Origin of the sequence: Maribacter aquimaris (genome assembly GCF_014596745.1) — a bacterium.
GTDB lineage: Bacteria > Bacteroidota > Bacteroidia > Flavobacteriales > Flavobacteriaceae > Maribacter_A > Maribacter_A aquimaris.
Window position 1 is genome coordinate 1 of sequence record NZ_JABTCF010000013.1, and the last position, 18882, is coordinate 18882.

Consider the following 18882-nt stretch of genomic DNA (forward strand, 5'->3'; position numbering starts at 1 on the left):
AACCTTCTTCTTTGCCAAGGGCTAGGCAAACCTCTCGTATTCCCCCTTATCCCAAACCCCGGATCAGTCAACACGTCATATAGCGCTAGCCTATCGGCGCGCCATATGCTTAGTTATTAGCCTTTCGTTATTCTTTTTCCGCTATTACACTTTCTCTCGTATCTATAACTTCAAATTTAATTCCGTTCAGTTTTGATTTCAACTGCTCGATTATCAAATCAATTCTTTGCTCTATAAATAAGTCCAAAGCGTTTTCAGGCATTTCGGGTAAACTTGACCATTCCAATATTTGTTCAGGAATTAAATGTGATTTAATAGCCGTTGGAAAGTCAGGGTTTTTGTCATAGTCGCAGATATAATCTAAAGGATTTTTATTGCTAATTTCTAAATTCGTTATTTGGGTCAAATACGCAATATTCATTAGAGAATTATTGTCAATAGTATTAGAACCTGGATTTTTCGCAATGTAGTCTGTTGGAAAAATGTGGTGTAAATTTGGTTTATCAGTTGAGAAAAAGAAGTTTTCCGCAATTACATTTCTATCTGTAAATTTCCAATCTTTCGGTTGGTTAGTAGATAAAAGTGCAAGTATTGCTCTTGAAGAAACACCTTTTGAACTATATGAAGCTTTTCTCAAAGTGTCTCGGTCAATTAAAAAGCGTTCAAATTGATATTCTTCTTTATTTTTCTCTTTGTTAAGAAAAGTAATATGATTTTTAATATCCGTTGTATTGCTCAATAAGTCGTCTCTATGTAAACTATTAAACCAAAAGTATTTCTTTAGAAAATCGTAATCTGGATTGCTGTTTTGATAGAAGTAATTTGATATTGTAAGATAGAAATATCTGTATGGTATTAACTGTGGACCTTTTAAGTTTAATGTGTTCTCGAAAAAGTCGAATGTCTTTAAAATGGCTTTTTTTGAATCTGTCCAAATTGTTTCTATCTGTTCTGTTTTTATGTCGTTTAAGTATCGAGGCGTAATATTTACAATTCCTGAATTTTCGATATTTTCTCTAATTAGAATTGATAGAATTTGCAGATAGTCAAAGTCACTTAATTGCAGAAATCTACTGTTGTTAATTTCTCGAAATCCGTCTATTAAATCTCTTAAATAGAATCCGCTGTCCGAATCCGATTTAGGTCTAAATGTTTTTGCTACAACTATATCAAAAATGTCTAACGGTTTTCCTGCTTGATTTATACGCTCAAATATTTGACAAACTTCTGAAACTTGAATACCTTTTAATTCAATGAATGAAAGTCTGTAATTGTCAAGAACTTGTTTTATGCGACCAAGTTCCTCAATATATTGGTGGTCAAAATTTAGGTCGATTTCTGGGTGTTTGATAACCGTTTTTTGAATGTCGTTGTACTTTTCTTTAATGTCAATAAGCTTTAAAATCAGTCCTTCGTCAAACTTTTTTTTCTTGCCAATATTCCTTTTAAAAGTCCCGTTTTTGTCGTCTATTTCGTCCCAATAGAGAAATCGTTTTTTGTAGCTTTCGTCATCTGTGTCGTCTGAACTTTCAACTGTAATATCCACAAAAAGTGCTGGGTCAAAATCTTCTCTTCCCTCAATCTTTCCGCCATAAAGTGAAGTCAGAAGGGAAGTCGTTCTTTGTTGTCCGTCTAATAAATATTGATATTCGGTTCGGTTGAAATTATCATTAACGATTTTATGTCCGCCAATTTCTCTGTGATTTTGAAGCTTTAAATCAGTTTTCCAAACGAGAATACTGCCTAACGGATAGAATTTATAAATACTGTCCCAAAGTTTTTTTACATTTTCCTTTTCCCAAACTACGTCTCGTTGGAATGTCGGAATTTGATAATCTTGATTTTTCAGTTCGTCAAGATATGTTGTTATTCCTTTGTCTGTTGGTTTGATTCTATCTGTAAAGTTCATTCAGTTTCTCGGTTTTTTTTTAATGAAGGCTAACGTAGGAATATAGATCATATGATCTATATATCCTTAATTCACTAAAATTCCTACAAAAAACTAGAAAAACCAAGTAATTCAATGGAAAAGAGCGATTTAAGTAAATACAAACGACTACAAACGTTTACAAACGAAAGTAAATACTTCATAACCGAATAACTGGTTGAGGCGGTCTTAGGTTTGCAGTGTCGGGTCAAGGAGGCTCGATAGTATTAACTGTTTAACACGTAAAATCAGATATTATGAACGCACTTAGAAACAAAGTACAGTTGATTGGAAACCTAGGGAATGATCCCGAAATCGTAAACTTGGATGGGGGTAGCAAATTGGCGAAATTCTCCATCGCTACCAATGAGACCTACAAAAATGCAAAAGGGGAGAAGGTCACCGATACCCAATGGCACCATGTGGTCGCCTGGGGGAAGACGGCCGAAATCGTCGAAAATTATTTGACCAAAGGCAACGAGGTGGCCGTGGAAGGCAAATTGACCCATCGCTCCTATGAGACCAAAGAGGGCGAAAAACGATATGTCACCGAAATACGCTGTAACGAATTGCTCATGCTGGGCAAATAAACAACCGATAAAAAGAAAAGCCCCGCTATGATGCGGGGCTTTTTTATAGGTTCTTTTAAGATTAGACGTACTAGGCTACTTTCTGCATAAGATCAAAACACGGACACTTTTTGCAGCGTTTCGATTCCTTCTTTTTGTACTTATCGCAACACTTGGGTTTTAAGTCAACGGAAGAATTTACCAAAGCGGATTTCTTCTGTTTCTTCTTGAGTTTTTTCAACTCCTTTTTTTTCGCCTTTTTCTTTTTGCCCATGTATATGCGATAGCAGACAAAACAAATGTACTATTTTAATTAAATCTAAATAAGGTTTATGTGTTAAATCTTATTGTGGCATGGCGTTGGCCGCACTATTGGCCGTAATCTGCTGTACATCCCTATCAAAAAGATAAAGTCCGCCCTTATCATTACCGATAAGGTTTATTTTATCTAAAATAGTCCTCGCCAAGGCTTCTTCCTCGATTTGCTCGGCCACATACCACTGTAAAAAGTTATGGGTGGCATAATCCTTTTCTTCAAGGGTTATGTGCACCAGGTCATTAATGCTCTTCGATACGAATATCTCATGTTCCAATAATTCAACGAACATCTTTTGAAACGTGCCGAAATCCAATTTTGGTGCTTTTAGGGCAGATACCTTGGCATGTCCCCCACGTTCGTTCACGAATTTCACCAATTTGAGCATATGCTGGCGTTCCTCGTCCGATTGGGCGTACATAAAGGAGGCAATACCTTCCAACCCTTTCGTTTCGGCCCAAGAGGCCATTGATAAATATACCTGTGAGGATTCCGCCTCGATCTGTATTTGTTTATTGAGTGCTTTATCTAATTTTTCCGATAACATAATTTACTTTTTTATATGCATATAAAGTTACGTTTTTTAAAGGGAAACACGGTACGACTTTAGGCTTTCTATAGGATTAAAACCGCGCGATGACCCCTATCTGTCCCGGGGCAAAAGTCAGGTTCCAACTTACAAGTTTGTTTTGGTCGTTATATTTTTCAGCGTATTTCGAGTCCAAATAACGATCAATGGCCTCAACGGTGAATACACTCATGGCCACACTAAAGGCCACATCGCTCAACCAATGCTGTCCGTCCCATACCCGGGAAATCCCCGGAACCAGCCCTACGGTATAAATCCCCGCTTTGACCCAAGGGTTCTTAAATTGCTTGCCGATGACATAGGCATTGGTAAAGGCCATCATCGCATGGCCAGAGGGAAAAGAGTGGTAGTTCCTACTCGCATTGAAGGGATCAAAGGTGTCTTTGGATTGTCCGCTTATGGGGCGGGCCCTACCGGCCAATGATTTCATGATCTGTTGTAACAACCCGGTGGCCGATGCCGAGGAGATAAGCAGCACCCCGGTTCTCCGCAATTTCTCGTTTTTGGTGAAAAGACCGGTAAAATATACACCTGCGGTTACCGAATAGTTGTTTTCAGGGTTGCCAATGAATTCCCCATAATCACGAATAAAGCTCGGAACATTATCCTTGCCATCCCTAAAAAATTTGGAGGTTTGGTCGTCAAAAAGGTATAAAAATCCCGTGCCCCCGGCCACGGCCCCCATGGTCTGCCATTGTTGGCCTTTCCAATGTAAGGGTCTGGTATACGCATACCCAATGCTTGTAAACATGGTGCCGGCATCATAGGTGAACATCTGCCAGGTCGTCTTGGGTGCTTTTATAATGGGATCTTGACCCCACGAAATGGTCATCACAAGGGTTAGGATCAAGGGTAGTATAGACTTCATTGACATGGATTACAGGGGGTTTTTAAATACATGGCTGTTTTGTTTAACCCGAATTATTGGTGTAAGGCCAATTGAATTCTTTTTCGGGGCACATCGACCTCGAGCACTTTAACAATAATCTGTTGGTGCAAGCTTACATGGGCGTTGACATCCTTTACAAAGGTATCGGATAAATTGGAAATATGGATCAGTCCACTTTCCTTGATCCCAATATCCACAAAACAACCGAAGTTGGTAATGTTGTTCACGATGCCCGGTAGTAGTTGTCCGGTTTCCAGGTCAGTGATCGACCTAATGTTTTGGTCAAACGTGAATACCTTGGCTTTTTCACGGGTGTCCAATCCGGGTTTTTCCAATTCCTTAACGATGTCCTTTAAGGTGAAAAGCCCAATATTTTCAGTACAATACGCATTCAGGTCAATGCTTTGTAATAGTGGTTTGTTTCCGATGAGGTCCGATACCTTTTTGCCGAGGTCCTTCGCCATTTTTTCAACGATACCATAGCTTTCGGGGTGTACGGCGGAATCATCCAAAGGGTTTTTGGCCTGTTTGATACGCATAAAAGCCGCTCCCTGTTCAAAGGCCTTGCCCCCCAAACGGGGAACTTTTTTAATGGCGGTCCTGCTTTCATAGGCACCATGTTCATTGCGATAGGCAACGATGTTCTCTGCCAGTTTGGGGCCAATACCCGAAACGTAGCTCAAAAGGGGTACACTTGCCGTATTGATGTTGACCCCGACCGAATTCACACAGCTCTCGACTACGGTGTCCAACGAGGTTTTTAGTTTGTTCTGGTCCACATCGTGTTGGTATTGCCCTACACCAATCGATTTTGGGTCGATCTTGACCAATTCGGCCAAGGGATCGGCCAATCTTCGCCCGATGGAAATCGCTCCCCGAACGGTGACGTCATAATTGGGGAATTCATCACGGGCGATTTTCGAGGCCGAATAGATCGAGGCTCCCGCTTCACTCACCACAAAGACCTCAATGGGATTTCTGAATTGGATGCGTTTTATCAGCTGTTCCGTTTCCCGGGATGCCGTACCGTTACCTATGGCAATGGCCTCAATTTTATAGGCTTCGGCCAGGGAACTTATTTTTTTAATCGCCCCTTTACTGTCGTTTTTGGGGGCATGGGGATAAATGGTCTCATTGTGCTCCAAATCGCCCTGAGCGCTCAGGCAAACCAGTTTACAGCCGGTTCTAAAGCCCGGGTCAAGGGCCAAAATTCGTTTTTCACCCAAGGGAGAGCCCAACAACAACTGTTTTAGGTTGTTTGAAAAGACCTGAATGGCCGATTCATCGGCTTTTTCTTTTGCCTTTTTTAGGGTTTCGTTGGATAAGGAAGGGAACAATAAACGTTTATAGGCATCCTCAATGGCCAGTTTTATCTGTGTGCTACACGCATTGTTGCTTTTAAGGATACGCTCTTCGATTTTTTGAAGCGCCCTTTCGTTATCGATTTCGATTTTAACACGGATAAAGCCTTCATTTTCCGCCCTGAGAATGGCCAGAAGACGATGTGACGGACAGCGGCCCAAAGATTCGCTCCAATCAAAATAATCCCGGAACTTCTGGGCTTTTTCCTCCTCTTTTTTGGTGGAGATGACCTTGGTGGTGATTTGGGCGAATTTCTCCAACTGGTACCGTATCTGATTCCGGATGTCGGCACGTTCATTGATCCATTCCGCGATAATATGGCGGGCACCTTCTAGGGCCTTATCTTCGTTTTCTACGGTGTCACTCAGGTATTTCGAGGCTTCGAATTCAATCTCGTCCCCGAAGTTTCGGGACTGTGCCATGATGATCTTGGCCAAAGGCTCCAATCCGTTTTTACGGGCCGTCTCGGCCTTGGTCTTTTTCGACTTTTTAAAGGGCAGGTAAATGTCCTCAAGCGTTGTCAAATCGCCGGAATTCCCTATTTTTTGGCGGAGCTCGGCAGTCAGTACCTCCTGTTCCTCCAAAGCTTTGATAATGGTGGCCTTGCGTTTTTCGAGTGCCTCGAATTGGGCCTTGAACGTGACTATAGCCCCAATCTGGACTTCATCCAGATTTCCGGTACGTTCTTTTCGATAGCGCGAGATAAAAGGTACCGTGCAATCTTGCTCTAGGAGTTCAACGGTATTCTTGACTCCTTTTTCGGGGAGTTGGGTATGCTTTAGGATGTAGGGGATGAGTTGCATGGGGTACTGTATTTTGGGTTGTTTTATGTGTTCGTTTAAGGTCTGATTTATTAAGGTTTGTCCGGTCGAGCGCAGTCGAGACCTTAATCCGTGCATGGGGTACTATTTATGAGTTGTTTTATGTGTTCGTTTAAAGTCTGATGTATAAGGTTTGTCCGGTCGAGCGCTGTCGAGACCTTCATCGGTATCAGTCGGTTTAAAATCGGAATGGGTGGCGTTTCGGCATTGGGCCAAAATCTGTAAAAGGTCGTATTCGCCATTAGCCAAGGCAAGCTTCTTTGTACCACTCCACTTTTTTATTTTCTTTTCAAAAGAAATGGCTTGCACCACATCATTGAATTCTTGATGGAAAATCAACTCGACAGGTCTTCTCCTATAGGTAAAGCAAGTTTTATTAAGGCCTTTTTGGTGTTCATCAAACCTTCGTGCGATATCATTGGTGATTCCGGTATATGTCAATCCGTCCGAACATAATAGTATATAAACATAGTAAAAATTCATTAAGGTTTTCTGCTTTAAACTAGGTCTCGACTGCGCTCGACCGGACATTGGGTTTTTAATTCAATCATTTCCAGTACCGCCCCCACTTGGAAAAGTCCAACCGTATTCCGTACTCCTTTTTGGTGTTCGTTGAATCTTCTTGCGATATCATTGGTGATTCCGGTATATGTCAATCCGTCCGAACACATTAATATATAAACATAGTAAAATTTCATTGAAGTTTACAGCTTTAAACTAGGTCTCGACTGCGCTCGACCGGACATTGGGTTTTTAATTCAATCATTTCCAGTACCGGCCCCGCTTGGAAAAGTCCAACCGTATTCCGTACTCCTTTTTGGTGTTCATCGAATCTTCTTGCGATATCATTGGTGATTCCGGTATATGTCAATTCATCCGAACATAATAGTATATAAACATAGTAAAAATTCATTAAGGTTTTCTGCTTTAAACTAGGTCTCGACTGCGCTCGACCGGACATTGGGTTTTAAAATCAATCATTTCCAGTACCGGCCCCGCTTGGAAAAGTCCAACCGTATTCCGTACTCCTTTTTCGGGGAGTTGGGTATGCTTTAGGATGTAGGGGATGAGTTGCATGGGGTACTGTATTTTGGGTTGTTTTAGGTTTTCGGCTAATGTCTTGTTTATTAAGGATTGTCCGGTCGAGCGCAGTCGAGACCTTAATCCGTGCATGGGGTACTATTTTTGAGTTGTTTTATGTATTCGTTTAAGGTCGGGTTTATTAAGGTTTGTCCGGACATTGGGTTTTTAATTCAATCATTTCCAGTACCGGCCCCGCTTGGAAAAGTCCAACCGTATTCCGTACTCCTTTTTGGTGTTCATCGAACCTTCTTGCGATATCATTGGTGATTCCGGTATATGTCAATCCGTCCGAACATAGTAGTATATAAACATAGTAAAATTTCATTGAAGTTTACAGCTTTAAACTAGGTCTCGACTGCGCTCGACCGGACATTGGGTTTTTAATTCAATCATTTCCAGTACCGGCCCCACTTGGAAAAGTCCAACCGTATTCCGTACTCCTTTTTCGGGGAGCTGGGTATGTTTTATGATGTAGGGGATGCTTTGCATGGGCTACTGTATTTTTGAGTTGTTTTAGGTGTTCGTTTAAGGTCTGATTTATTAAGGATTGTCCGGTCGAGCGCAGTCGAGACCTTAATCCGTGCATGGGGTACTATTTTTGAGTTGTTTTATGTATTCGTTTAAGGTCGGGTTTATTAAGGTTTGTCCGGACATTGGGTTTTAAAATCAATCATTCCCAGTACCGCCCCCACTTGGAAAAGTCCAACCGTATTCCGTACTCCTTTTTGGTATTCATCGAACCTTCTTGCGATATCATTGGTGATACCGGTATATGTCAATCCGTCCGAACACATTAGTATATAAACATAGTAAAATTTCATTGAAGTTTACAGCTTTAAACTAGGTCTCGACTGCGCTCGACCGGACATTGGGTTTTAAAATCAATCATTTCCAGTACCGCCCCCACTTGGAAAAGTCCAACCGTATTCCGTACACCTTTTTGGTGTTCGTTGAATCTTCTTGCGATATCATTGGTGATTCCGGTATATGTCAATCCGTCCGAACATAGTAGTATATAAACATAGTAAAAATTCATTAAGGTTCTCCGCTTTAAACTAGGTCTCGACTGCGCTCGACCGGACATTATAGGGTGCGTATTCAATCGAAGACCCTTCGCCTATCCCAAAAACACAACCAATAATCGTACCCTGCTGAAGGGTTTAATTTATTGTTAATCCATTCCCGACATTATCCTCGTCAGGATTTACAAAGACCAATTTACCATCAGCATTCTCGGTCATAAGTATCATCCCTTCACTTTCAACACCGCGTAATGCCCTTGGGGCTAGGTTAATCAGAACAGTCACTTTTTTACCTACGATTTCCTCAGGCGTAAAACTTTCCGCAATACCCGAAACGATGGTTCGCGTATCTAGGCCGGTATCTACCTTAAGTACCAATAATTTCTTGGCCTTGGCCATTTTTTCGGCTTCGACTATAGTGCCTACGCGCATGTCGAGTTTTGAGAAATCATCGAAAGTAATCGTGTCCTTTTGTGGCATAAGTGCTTTGTTTTCGTTTTCGTTCGCTTTTTTGGTGGCTTCCAACTTATCCAATTGGGCCTGAATTTCGCTGTCCTCCACTTTTCTAAAGAGCAGTTCGGCCTTATTGATTTTATGTTGGGGTGCGAGTAGGGTTTCCTGGGTTGCGACATTCGCCCATAAGGCCTCGTCTGCGCTTGACCCGAGCGCAAGTATTTGTTTTAATTTTCCGGAAGTAAAGGGCAAAAAGGGTTCGCTCAATACGGCCAATCCTGTTGCAATCTGTAGGGCGACGAACATAATGGTCTTTACCCGTTCCCCATCTTGTTTGATGACTTTCCAAGGCTCTTCATCGGCCAGGTATTTGTTGCCCAAGCGCGCTAGGTTCATCAGTTCCTGACCGGCTTCCCTAAAACGGTAGCGTTCAATGGAACTCGTAATGATCCCAGGGTATTTTCGTAACTGTTCCAAGGTTTCCTTGTCCACTTGGGAAAACTCGGAAGGACTAGGAACGACGCCTTCGTAATATTTATTCGTCAAGACCACGACCCGGTTTATAAAGTTCCCCAGTATGGCAACCAGTTCGTTATTGTTACGGGCCTGAAAATCCTTCCAGGTAAAGTCATTGTCCTTGGTTTCGGGTGCGTTGGCCGTTAGGGTGTACCGCAATGCATCCTGCATATCTGGAAAATCCACTAAATACTCATGCAACCATACCGCCCAGTTTTTTGAGGTGGAAAGTTTGTTGCCTTCCAAATTCAGGAACTCGTTGGCCGGTACATTGTCCGGAAGAATATATTCGCCGTGGGCCTTTAAGATACTAGGGAAGATAATGCAGTGGAAAACAATGTTATCCTTACCTATAAAATGTAGTAATTTGGTGTCCTTATCCTTCCAATAGGGTTCCCAATCCTTGCCCTCGCGTGCAGCCCATTCCTTGGTCGATGAAATATAGCCGATAGGGGCATCGAACCAAACATACAACACTTTGCCCTCGCCACCTTCCACCGGTACGGGAATACCCCAATCGAGATCGCGGGTAACCGCCCTGGGTTTTAATCCGTCATCGATCCAACTTTTGCATTGGCCATAGACGTTGGGTTTCCAATCTTTCTTATGGCCTTCGAGAATCCATTTCTTAAGGAAATCCTCATAGCGATCCAAGGGTAAAAACCAATGTTTGGTTTCTTTGGTGGTTGGCACCGTACCTGTAATGGTCGATTTCGGATTAATAAGGTCCGTCGCATTCAGGGTAGAGCCACAATTCTCACATTGGTCGCCATAGGCTTCCTCATGGCCACATTTTGGGCATGTGCCGACTACAAAACGATCGGCCAAGAATTGTTTGGCTTCCTCATCGTACAATTGTGCCGTGGTTTCCTCAATAAAATCGCCTTGCTCGTATAGCTTTACAAAAAAGTCGGAAGCCGTTTTATGGTGGATTTCACGTGAAGTCCTGGAGTAATTGTCAAAAGTAATACCGAACTCCTCAAACGATTTACGTATGATACCGTCATACTTATCAATGACCTCCTTGGGGGTAATACCTTCCTTTTTGGCTTTCATTGAAATGGCCACCCCGTGTTCATCACTTCCACAAACAAAGGCTACGTCCTTACCTTGTAGTCGCTGGTATCTGGCATAGATATCGGCAGGTACGTATACACCCGCCAAGTGCCCAATATGTATGGGACCATTGGTATAGGGTAATGCTGCTGTAATGGTATATCTGGCTGGGGATTTTGCGTTATCTGTCATCAACTTTCGAAATTAAACGACAAAAATACAGATTTTGATGGGAGATTTACCTATTCCTACGGATTTGTGTTGGATTACCCGAGCAATAACAATGGTGTTTTTTGGGTCTAAATCGATTAAAAAAAGAAAGGGCCCTTTTCATATAGAAATAGGGCCCTTAAGGGTAGTGGGGTTTGTTTAAGCAACCATTACCGATTTACTCATTTTCTGATTCTGTACATTAATGCGATAAATATATTTACCGGTAGATAAATGACTTGGCATTCGCTCCCTAATATTTATCTCTGTAGAACCTTCAAACATCATCTCGTTGAAGACGGTCCCCACATTTTGTCCAAGAATATTGTACAATTGAATATCTACGTGGGCACTAAAGGGCATTTCCAAGTAAATATGTGGTGTACTATCCGTAGGATAAAAAGGTTTGTGTACAATAGCATCCAACAATTGGGGATCAAAGGGTGTCTCTGGGGTAGGTCCCGTTGTTGGTAAAGTAGGTTCCCCATCACTGTAAACAATATCCGGGAAATCAGTACCACTACAGTTGAATCCGAGATTTACAGGTGCATAGGGGTGGTTTAATAAATGTTGTTCTACCAAAGGAATATCAACACACAGCCATTCCGCCAGTACCGTGGCATAGAGATCCCTAAAGTCCATCGTAAACTCAAGGTTACCGCGCCCATCGGGATTGTCCAAGGTAGGATGTTCCCCTACAAAGGCACTGCCGTTTAAGCCTGAGCCAAAGAAAAGTGTTGGAGCGGCCTTACCGTGATCGGTACCATTGGAACCGTTTTCGAAAATACGTCTCCCGAATTCGGAAAAAGTCATGCTCAAAACCTTCTCATCCTGTTGGGTAAAGGCAATATCATCGTAAAAATTATCCACGGCAACCGATAAATTGGTCATAAGGCGTTCATGGGTCAAGGGCTGGTTTCCGTGGGTATCAAAACCTCCCATGGAGATCATATATACCTTGGTACCCAAATTTCCTTTGATCAATCGTGCCAAAATGGCCAATTGCCTAGCAAAACTATTGTCTTGGTATTCCACTTGGTTTTGACCACGCATATAGGCCTCATGGATTATTCCTGCATATTCATTGGTGACATTCGATACACCCCTGAGAAACTTGATTTGATCGGAATACATACAATCATCAAAAAGGGCTTCGTCTACGGAATATTGTAGGCCTGTTTCGGCGATTTGCTGTAATTGGTCAACATTATTGGTCACAAAGGCATAGTTGGTTTCCTCACCTTCAAAAACAAGACTACCATAGTTTCCGACTTGTATGGCAGCAGGACCATCGGTAGGTCTGCTTCCAGGAAAATCGGATAGATAATCGGGGAATAAATGTTCAAAATGCCTGCCCATCCAACCCGTGTCCTCCCCTGAGAACCCGGTGGTATTGATATCGGTGCTTCCAAAGATGTCAGTTCCCGTAAAGTGGGAAAGGCTTTGATTTTGATACCCGACACCATGTACCGCTTTAAATTGGCCATCGCCCCACATGGGCTCCAGCGATTTCATATAGGAAGGCACCCCGAATTCATCGGTTAGTTTTAACACCTTACTTTCAGGAATATAAATATTGGGCCTTGCATTGGCATAGGAATCGTATTGTTCCATGGGGATAACCGTACTTAAACCATCATTACCACCATTCAAACGGATAAGGATAAGGATGTTATCGGTTTCAGCCGCGGCTATGGCAGAGGTCAATGGGGATGGGGCAGAGGCCGTTAACATCTGTGATCCCAAGAGCATTGATCCAGAGCCTGCTATGCCTAGCGCCTGTAAAAAGGAACGTCTGCTCCATGCCTTATGTTCGTGATCATGGCCCTCATGTTCTAAGCCTTTAAATGGAGTTTTATCGTGAGTATCGCACATAATCGTAGGTTTATTTTAGTTGAAATTCGGGTTGTCTCGAAAGATGACGTAAAAGCAAGTGTACCTGTGATGGAACGGATGCCGATATATTCAAAATCCATTGTGATGTTCCACCATCCACGAAATCGGGACTGTAGTACGACATAGGAACTTCAGAAATGGTAAATGCCGATACGGCATTGTCGAATTGTTCCGTGGTATACATGCCTTTGGGGGCAATCTTGTTGACGATAGCGGTCACTACGATTTCGGGGTTACTGGTACCGCTATCCGCAGTTCCAACGGCGTTGGTTGCAAATGCTCGGAATTGTTCAGGGTCGTTTTGGTAGAGACCATCAATAATGGTTTCCATGGTAAGCCAACGACCGATCATGAAATTGGTGTTGATCCACGTTCTATTGCGCTGCCAACCTTCAACCTCAACAGGATTGAACAATGTTTGTCCCAGTAGGTCACTGTAATTGATCATACTGGCCAAAGTGGTGTCGGAATAGTTAAAGCTGGTTTCGTTCAGAAAGTTCAAATAAACATCGAACGGACTTTTTATGATGACCCCAATAGCCTCATCATCAAAGAAATGTTCACTTTTAAAGAGTTGGGATAAAACCGGTGCAATGTCATAATCGTTGGCCATGAAAGTGGCTGCCATGCCGTCGATAATAACCTGGGCATTGTTCGAGGCATCCCTGGAATCCGGGTGCACGAAAAACTCATAAAGCTTTCGGCATATAAAATCGGACAATTGGGCACCGCGTTGTTCAAAGAGGATATCAATGACATCGTCATACCCCCAGTTACCGGTTTGACCAAAAATGGTCTTGTTGTCCGTATTGAATTTGGTAGGATCGAAGGTTACGGGTTCGCAGCCTATCTCACCCCGTTCTACATAACCTGAAAGGGCCTTGGCCGTTTCCACAATGTCCTCCTCGGTATAGCCATTGCCATCACCTAGGGTAAAAAGTTCATACAGCTCCCTCGCATAGTTCTCATTCGGGTTGTTACCATTGTTATATACACCATCCAAATAATAGAGCATGGCGCTGGTTATACCGATCTCACTGACAAAAGTCTTGAAATTCGCGATGGAATTGCGTTGCAGGCAATTGATATAATCATAAAGGAAGGAACTACAGTTGTATATAGAGAGTTGGGTTACAAAATGGTTGCTCCAAAAGAAACTCAATCGGTCCCTTAGGTTGTTATTGAGCATGGCATTCGTGTAGGTCAAACTCCATTCGTCTATCTGGGCCCTGCGTAGTTGCCCGGCGGCATCATCATCTGCGGGATAGTTGCTATTGTTCCAATCTGCCCAACTCGGTGCTGGGGTCGGCGCCATATTTATGGCTTGGTTAATAAGATTGTCTACCAAAGCGCCAGCCGATTGTCCAACGACTTGATCAATAGTTTCGACAGAGGCACTAAACCCCAATCTCCGGTACAAATGTGCTGCTTTGGATTTATCCAAAGGCGCAGTGTACGGCGCTAATGTAGAGGTGTTACAATTAACGAAGTATTCCATAGTAATTTTAGGCTTTAAGAACGTTCATGTGCGTAGGGGGCAAATTCTTAACGTCTAAACGAATTGGATATTATGTAAATCCAATTATTTTCGTTGTTATGCCTTTCAAATAACGGTGATACGATCTAAAAATACGACGAAAGTCATATATTTTCGATGAAATGCATTTATTTTGATAAAAAAGAAGGAAAATATGGGTAAACATAACGAATTTGGTAAGGAAGGAGAGCGAATTGCAGTCGATTTTTTGATGCAAAAAGGCTATGTGATAAAGCATAGGAATTATAGGTATTTAAAAGCTGAGATCGATATCATTGCACAGAAGGGTTCGATTTTGGCCATTGTTGAGGTGCGTTCCCGAAGTACTGATTTTGTTGAGAATATTGCAGAGACCATCACCAAGCGGAAAATAGACTTATTGGTAATGGGGGCAGACCACTATGTAACGGAACAGGATTTGGACGTTGAGGTGCGCTTTGATGTCATTACGATTCTAAAGAACAATAAGGTCTTTGAAATCGATCATATGGAAAGTGCTTTTTACCATTTCTAAATTTAATATCCCACAATTTGTTTTATTTGTAACATTATGTTATATTTGTAGACATTTTAAGCATTATGAAAACAATATCGTCCGTAGTAGAAGAGTATATTAAGAAGAAACCTTTTCTTCAAAGTGCTTTGGCGCAAGGGATTATCAACCTAACATCGCTGTCTAGAATCGTAAAGCCGGAAATTGAGGAGCAATTGGGTAAAGATATTCGTAATGGTGCCATTGTCATGGCCTTAAAACGATTGTCTGATGACCTGGAATTTAGGGCTACCCATAAAATCATCAAGGTTTTAAAGAATATCGGTGAAATAACGGTACGGTCCTCTTTGACCGATTATACCTTTTTGGCATCGGAGACCATCCTTACCCAGCAGGCAAAACTCCTTTCGGAAATTCATTCCAACCAGGATGTGTTCTATACGTCATCGAGGGGTGTCAACGAAATCAATATTGTCATTAGCAATATAATGGACAGTACCGTTGAAACTCTTTTTAAGGCGGAACGATGCACCCAGAAGGCGAATAACCTGTCCTCCATAACGGTAAAACTTCCCGCTGAGAATGTCTCGGTACCGGGAATCTATTATTTCATTTTCCAACGGTTGGCTTGGGAGGGTATTGTACTCTATGAAGTTATATCAACGACCAATGAGTTCACCATTATCGTAAATGATGACCAAGTGGATATAGCCTTTAAGACCATTAAGGACCTTAAAATGTTATAAGGGTCATTCCTTTTCCAAAAATTCAACAACTTCCTTATCGTTATCGGGTTTTGCGATAATTCGTTTGTCCTTGTCCAATATAAAATAGGTGGGTGTTTTTTGGATATTATAGGTTCTGGCATAGGCACTTTCCCATTTGCCCAACGCTATGGCATGTTCAAAAAGGGATAGATCCGCCGTTACCTTTTTCCAATTTACATCGTCGTTTTCAAGTCCGACCGCCACAACCTTGACCGTATTGAAGTCTTCCAGTTTTTTATGCAAAGCCGGAAGTTCATGTAAACAGTGGCTACAGGTGCTGCTCCAAAAGACGAGCACATAGTTTTCGGCCCCTTTCAAGTGACTTAATGATTGGGATACGCCGTCTTTCTTCCATTGGATGTCAGGAGCCAATGCACCTATCCGTAATCGATTGTGCACTTCCACTTCGTCGATTATGGTTTTGTTTTTTGCTGTCGATGCAAGTCCTTTTAAATAGGTTTTGTAGATATAGTCAGCGGTTATATTGGAGGTAGTTGCGGAAGCTTGCGTCCATAAACTGTAAAAAAGATGCAATTTATACGGATCATCGACCGATTTCAATTTTTCATTGATGGTGTCCACGTTATGGTTCATGGCCTTCTGTTTTTCAATATCGGTCATGGGCTTTAGGGGCAATGCCGTAAAAACGTAATTGATCATTTTGTCTGTCAAAAATCCCGAAGCCTGTAAAATGGGGTTGTCAAAATCCAAGGCATCGAAATAATGGGTCTTCTTGTTGTTCACATAGACTTCAACCGATTCCGCATTTGTGGGAATATAAGGTTTATTGCTTTTGATGAAATGATAGGCCATAGTGCCCTCCGTCTTTTTTTCATAGGTATCCTGAGTGCTTTGAAGCTGTTTTGTCAGGGCCTTGAATTCTTTTTCATTGGTGCTTGAACTTGTATAGTAATTCGTGATCTGTTGTTCCAAGTCGTTGATTTCCTTAAAATAGGTATTGAAGAGTATATTTTCTTTCGACGTAAAGAACGAGACCCCGTTTTTGGAATCAAAGGCAAAGGTGATATCTTCCTTTCCGTTATAGATGACATCAAAATAGAATTGTTCTTGGGGAACGGCGTAGACCAGTCTATAGGTTCCCGGTAAGGCATTAGCGGGAATCTTTAGATTGAATACCCCATTCTTGACGGCGGTATCGGCGATATAGCTTTGTGTGCCTGGTTTTAGGCGATAGGCGATCAACCACTTGTAATCCTTGGCGGGTGAAAATGTGCCGGAAATGGTATGTTGGGCATGTAGTGGTATGCCGATGATCAGGGCAAGTAGAACAACTAGTTTTTTCATAGATCAAGTAAAATCAAAAATCGGTCCAAATTACAAATTAGATGCTGGACCAATAACGGTTAGCAGGTATTAATTCTTGATAATCGGTTCTTTCAGGCGTACCAAGGGAGGTTGGCAACATTCCGTATTCCCGATCTCTATCTTGGAGGAGCCATATATTTTAATGGTCGATTTAATAAAATCCGCTTCGTCGGCCTTGTAAATATTGTCCACATATTTCTGTGGGTTACGGTCAATGTACGGGAACCAGGTGCTGTGTATCTGGATCATGATGCGATGTCCTTTTTTAAAGGTATGCAATACATCCTGTAAACGAAAACCAACATCGGTGGGTTGGTTGGGGACAAAAGGCTCGGGTTTGTCGAATCCGTTTCTGAACCTTCCCCTGAAAACCTCTGACCGTACGAGTTGTTGGTAGCCTCCCATGACGATATTTTCCGGATTATGCTCGTAATTGGGATGGTCATTAGGGTAAACATCAATGAGTTTCACGATAAAGTCGGCATCCGTACCGGTCATGGATACCTTGAGCTTGGAAAATAGCTCCCCGGCCAGTTGCATATCCTCCGATAGTGTTTCAGATTCAAAGGTTAGTACATCCGGTCTGCGGGATGCTTGCCTTTGGTCGTCGGACATGAATCGTCTGGGGGTGAAGGTCAGCCCCTCAATTTGTGAGGTGTAGGGTACGGGTTTGTTGGGGTCGCTGGTGTACTCAAAGGAAGCGTTTCCATCCGTGGGTTCATTGATCGATAATTTTCCGTTTTCACCAAAATAGAGGGTTATGGGCTCTATGTCCTTGGGAGGCCATGCATCAAAGGTTTCCCATTTTTTAGAACCGGTGTCATACATGTAGGCTTCGGGAAGTGGGTCTGTTTCTTCGTCCTTTAAATAGTGTGCAAAGAATTTTCGTTCGATCTCCTTTTGGTAAAATGTTGAGATACTATCCCCAAAATAAATGTGGTTATGTATGGTCTTTCCGTTTTCCCTGGCCCAACCGCCATGTGCCCACGGACCCATGACGATGGTGTTTTTGGCTTTGGGGCTCGTCGCTTCAATGGTCTTGTATATGTTCAACGGGCCATAAAGATCTTCGGCATCGAACCAGCCACCAACGGTCATTACGGCAGGTTTTACGTTTTTTAAATGCGGGAGAATGTTTCTTTTTTGCCAGAACCCATCATAATTGGGGTGCTCAACGACTTGTTTCCAAAAGAAATTGTCGTAATGGTACTTTTCGGTAATATGCTTAAGCGGACCCATTCGCAAATGAAAGTCGTAGCCATCTGCAGGAGGGTTATTATAAAACCTTTGTATCTTATCGATATACCAGGAGTCCCGGGTAAGGGTGTCCTTTTGATACCCAAAAACGGCATATGCCGCAGTATAGCTTTGTAGAAAAGCTCCCTGATGATGAAAGTCATCAAAGAAAAAGTCTGCAATGGGAGCCTGAGGTGAGGAGGCCTTAAGGGCCGGATGTGCGTCGGCCAATGCCGCTGCGGCATAATGACCCGGATATGAAATACCGTATATGCCTACCTTACCGTTGTTTCCTTTAATATTTTTGATCATCCAGTCAATGGTATCCCAAGTATCAGAACTTTCGTCGATTTCGTCTTTGTTCTTTCTGTTGTTCCCTGGAATTATGGGTCGCATATTATCAAAGGTGCCGTCGGACATATACCTGCCCCGGACATCCTGGAAAACGAGGATATAACCGTCTTTTACCAAGTATTTCGAAGGATAACCGTTTGCTCGGTAATCCGTGAATTTAGAGGCGTTGTAACAGGTACGGTTTAATAATATGGGTGCCTTTTTCGAAAGGTCTTTCGGGGTATACACCACCGTAAAAAGTTCTGCACCATCACGCATGGGAATACGGTATTCCTTAAGGTCGTAGTGTTGACGTAAATAATGTGAATCACTTTCCTGTGCGTAGAAAACACTTGTAAAAAGGACAATAATAAAGGCGTAAAGGTATTTTGACATGGCTTAATGGTTAATCGGCCCGTAAGATAATAATTTTAGGTCATTGGGGTGTTGCTGGATCTTGGATTTTGCTCTATGTATTTTC

20 protein-coding genes are annotated in these 18882 nt (G+C 42.3%); 3 read left to right on the plus strand and 17 right to left on the minus strand.

From position 1 onward, the window contains the following. Positions 1–127: 127 nt before the first annotated feature. Complete coding sequence (locus tag HPE56_RS17090) at positions 128–1909, minus strand: GmrSD restriction endonuclease domain-containing protein (protein WP_188244975.1); 1782 nt, start codon at positions 1907–1909, stop codon at positions 128–130. Between the two features lie 275 nt (positions 1910–2184). Here HPE56_RS17090 and HPE56_RS17095 point away from each other — a divergent pair, with 275 nt between their 5' ends. Next, the gene (locus HPE56_RS17095; RefSeq protein WP_188244976.1) at positions 2185–2517 is read left to right on the plus strand and encodes a single-stranded DNA-binding protein; all 333 of its coding nucleotides are present in this window, start codon (positions 2185–2187) and stop codon (positions 2515–2517) included. Between the two features lie 323 nt (positions 2518–2840). Here HPE56_RS17095 and HPE56_RS17100 read toward each other — a convergent pair whose 3' ends face one another. From HPE56_RS17100 to HPE56_RS17165, 14 genes are all read right to left on the minus strand, one after another. Further along, positions 2841–3359, minus strand: coding sequence for a ferritin (locus HPE56_RS17100; RefSeq protein WP_188244977.1), 519 nt, complete (start codon positions 3357–3359; stop codon positions 2841–2843). A 76-nt stretch (positions 3360–3435) separates the two neighbouring features. After that, positions 3436–4269 carry a phosphatase PAP2 family protein gene (locus HPE56_RS17105; RefSeq protein WP_188244978.1) on the minus strand — a complete coding sequence of 278 codons (834 nt, stop codon included), beginning with the start codon at positions 4267–4269 and terminating at the stop codon, positions 3436–3438. Between the two features lie 53 nt (positions 4270–4322). Then, on the minus strand, positions 4323–6455 hold the full coding sequence (locus tag HPE56_RS17110; RefSeq protein WP_188245084.1) for a Tex family protein: 2133 nt from the start codon (positions 6453–6455) through the stop codon (positions 4323–4325). Between the two features lie 102 nt (positions 6456–6557). Next, positions 6558–6956, minus strand: a complete 399-nt coding sequence (locus HPE56_RS17115; protein ID WP_188244979.1) for a GIY-YIG nuclease family protein — start codon at positions 6954–6956, stop codon at positions 6558–6560. A gap of 14 nt (positions 6957–6970) precedes the next feature. After that, positions 6971–7171 (minus strand): GIY-YIG nuclease family protein, encoded by a 201-nt coding sequence (locus tag HPE56_RS20490; RefSeq protein ID WP_188244980.1) that lies wholly within the window; start codon positions 7169–7171, stop codon positions 6971–6973. Positions 7172–7185: 14 nt separating this feature from the next. After that, positions 7186–7386: a GIY-YIG nuclease family protein gene (locus HPE56_RS20495; protein ID WP_188244981.1), complete on the minus strand. Its 201-nt coding sequence runs from the start codon at positions 7384–7386 to the stop codon at positions 7186–7188. Positions 7387–7400: 14 nt separating this feature from the next. Further along, positions 7401–7646, minus strand: coding sequence for a hypothetical protein (locus tag HPE56_RS17130; RefSeq protein WP_188244982.1), 246 nt, complete (start codon positions 7644–7646; stop codon positions 7401–7403). A 49-nt stretch (positions 7647–7695) separates the two neighbouring features. Continuing rightward, entirely contained in the window at positions 7696–7881 is a 186-nt protein-coding gene (locus HPE56_RS20500; RefSeq protein ID WP_188244983.1) for a GIY-YIG nuclease family protein, read from the minus strand. Between the two features lie 14 nt (positions 7882–7895). Next, positions 7896–8045: a hypothetical protein gene (locus HPE56_RS17140; RefSeq protein ID WP_188244984.1), complete on the minus strand. Its 150-nt coding sequence runs from the start codon at positions 8043–8045 to the stop codon at positions 7896–7898. A 146-nt stretch (positions 8046–8191) separates the two neighbouring features. Next, the gene (locus HPE56_RS20590) at positions 8192–8377 is read right to left on the minus strand and encodes a GIY-YIG nuclease family protein (RefSeq protein WP_188244985.1); all 186 of its coding nucleotides are present in this window, start codon (positions 8375–8377) and stop codon (positions 8192–8194) included. 14 nt (positions 8378–8391) lie between these two features. Then, a complete protein-coding gene (locus HPE56_RS20505; RefSeq protein WP_188244986.1) occupies positions 8392–8592 on the minus strand; it encodes a GIY-YIG nuclease family protein in 201 nt (66 codons plus the stop codon). Positions 8593–8716: 124 nt separating this feature from the next. Next, positions 8717–10795, minus strand: coding sequence for a methionine--tRNA ligase (metG, locus tag HPE56_RS17155; RefSeq protein ID WP_188244987.1), 2079 nt, complete (start codon positions 10793–10795; stop codon positions 8717–8719). A 177-nt stretch (positions 10796–10972) separates the two neighbouring features. Next, positions 10973–12688: a DUF1501 domain-containing protein gene (locus tag HPE56_RS17160; protein WP_188244988.1), complete on the minus strand. Its 1716-nt coding sequence runs from the start codon at positions 12686–12688 to the stop codon at positions 10973–10975. A 10-nt stretch (positions 12689–12698) separates the two neighbouring features. After that, positions 12699–14207 (minus strand): DUF1800 domain-containing protein, encoded by a 1509-nt coding sequence (locus tag HPE56_RS17165; protein ID WP_188244989.1) that lies wholly within the window; start codon positions 14205–14207, stop codon positions 12699–12701. Positions 14208–14400: 193 nt separating this feature from the next. On the opposite strand from HPE56_RS17165, the gene HPE56_RS17170 reads away from it, so the two are divergent. Together HPE56_RS17170 and HPE56_RS17175 are read left to right on the plus strand one after the other, a co-directional pair. Further along, positions 14401–14760, plus strand: coding sequence for a YraN family protein (locus HPE56_RS17170; protein ID WP_188244990.1), 360 nt, complete (start codon positions 14401–14403; stop codon positions 14758–14760). A 65-nt stretch (positions 14761–14825) separates the two neighbouring features. Then, entirely contained in the window at positions 14826–15485 is a 660-nt protein-coding gene (locus HPE56_RS17175) for an aspartate kinase (protein ID WP_188244991.1), read from the plus strand. Positions 15486–15488: 3 nt separating this feature from the next. Here the strand turns inward: HPE56_RS17175 and HPE56_RS17180 are convergent, their stop codons facing one another. Beyond that, positions 15489–16811, minus strand: coding sequence for a TlpA family protein disulfide reductase (locus tag HPE56_RS17180; RefSeq protein WP_188244992.1), 1323 nt, complete (start codon positions 16809–16811; stop codon positions 15489–15491). 69 nt (positions 16812–16880) lie between these two features. Then, a complete protein-coding gene (locus HPE56_RS17185) occupies positions 16881–18797 on the minus strand; it encodes a CocE/NonD family hydrolase (protein WP_188244993.1) in 1917 nt (638 codons plus the stop codon). Positions 18798–18882 lie beyond the last annotated feature (85 nt).

Coding starts and splice junctions, on each gene's coding strand:
- HPE56_RS17160 (WP_188244988.1), bottom strand. CDS start 12,688: ATGTGCGATACTCACGATAAAACTCCATTTAAAGGCTTAGAACATGAG.
- HPE56_RS17185 (WP_188244993.1), bottom strand. CDS start 18,797: ATGTCAAAATACCTTTACGCCTTTATTATTGTCCTTTTTACAAGTGTT.
- HPE56_RS17140 (WP_188244984.1), bottom strand. CDS start 8,045: ATGCAAAGCATCCCCTACATCATAAAACATACCCAGCTCCCCGAAAAA.
- HPE56_RS20490 (WP_188244980.1), bottom strand. CDS start 7,171: ATGAAATTTTACTATGTTTATATATTAATGTGTTCGGACGGATTGACA.
- HPE56_RS17105 (WP_188244978.1), bottom strand. CDS start 4,269: ATGAAGTCTATACTACCCTTGATCCTAACCCTTGTGATGACCATTTCG.
- HPE56_RS17170 (WP_188244990.1), top strand. CDS start 14,401: ATGGGTAAACATAACGAATTTGGTAAGGAAGGAGAGCGAATTGCAGTC.
- HPE56_RS20495 (WP_188244981.1), bottom strand. CDS start 7,386: ATGAATTTTTACTATGTTTATATACTATTATGTTCGGATGAATTGACA.
- HPE56_RS17100 (WP_188244977.1), bottom strand. CDS start 3,359: ATGTTATCGGAAAAATTAGATAAAGCACTCAATAAACAAATACAGATC.
- metG (WP_188244987.1), bottom strand. CDS start 10,795: ATGACAGATAACGCAAAATCCCCAGCCAGATATACCATTACAGCAGCA.
- HPE56_RS17180 (WP_188244992.1), bottom strand. CDS start 16,811: ATGAAAAAACTAGTTGTTCTACTTGCCCTGATCATCGGCATACCACTA.
- HPE56_RS17165 (WP_188244989.1), bottom strand. CDS start 14,207: ATGGAATACTTCGTTAATTGTAACACCTCTACATTAGCGCCGTACACT.
- HPE56_RS20590 (WP_188244985.1), bottom strand. CDS start 8,377: ATGAAATTTTACTATGTTTATATACTAATGTGTTCGGACGGATTGACA.
- HPE56_RS17130 (WP_188244982.1), bottom strand. CDS start 7,646: ATGCACGGATTAAGGTCTCGACTGCGCTCGACCGGACAATCCTTAATA.
- HPE56_RS17110 (WP_188245084.1), bottom strand. CDS start 6,455: ATGCAACTCATCCCCTACATCCTAAAGCATACCCAACTCCCCGAAAAA.
- HPE56_RS17090 (WP_188244975.1), bottom strand. CDS start 1,909: ATGAACTTTACAGATAGAATCAAACCAACAGACAAAGGAATAACAACA.
- HPE56_RS17095 (WP_188244976.1), top strand. CDS start 2,185: ATGAACGCACTTAGAAACAAAGTACAGTTGATTGGAAACCTAGGGAAT.
- HPE56_RS20505 (WP_188244986.1), bottom strand. CDS start 8,592: ATGAATTTTTACTATGTTTATATACTACTATGTTCGGACGGATTGACA.
- HPE56_RS17175 (WP_188244991.1), top strand. CDS start 14,826: ATGAAAACAATATCGTCCGTAGTAGAAGAGTATATTAAGAAGAAACCT.
- HPE56_RS20500 (WP_188244983.1), bottom strand. CDS start 7,881: ATGAAATTTTACTATGTTTATATACTACTATGTTCGGACGGATTGACA.
- HPE56_RS17115 (WP_188244979.1), bottom strand. CDS start 6,956: ATGAATTTTTACTATGTTTATATACTATTATGTTCGGACGGATTGACA.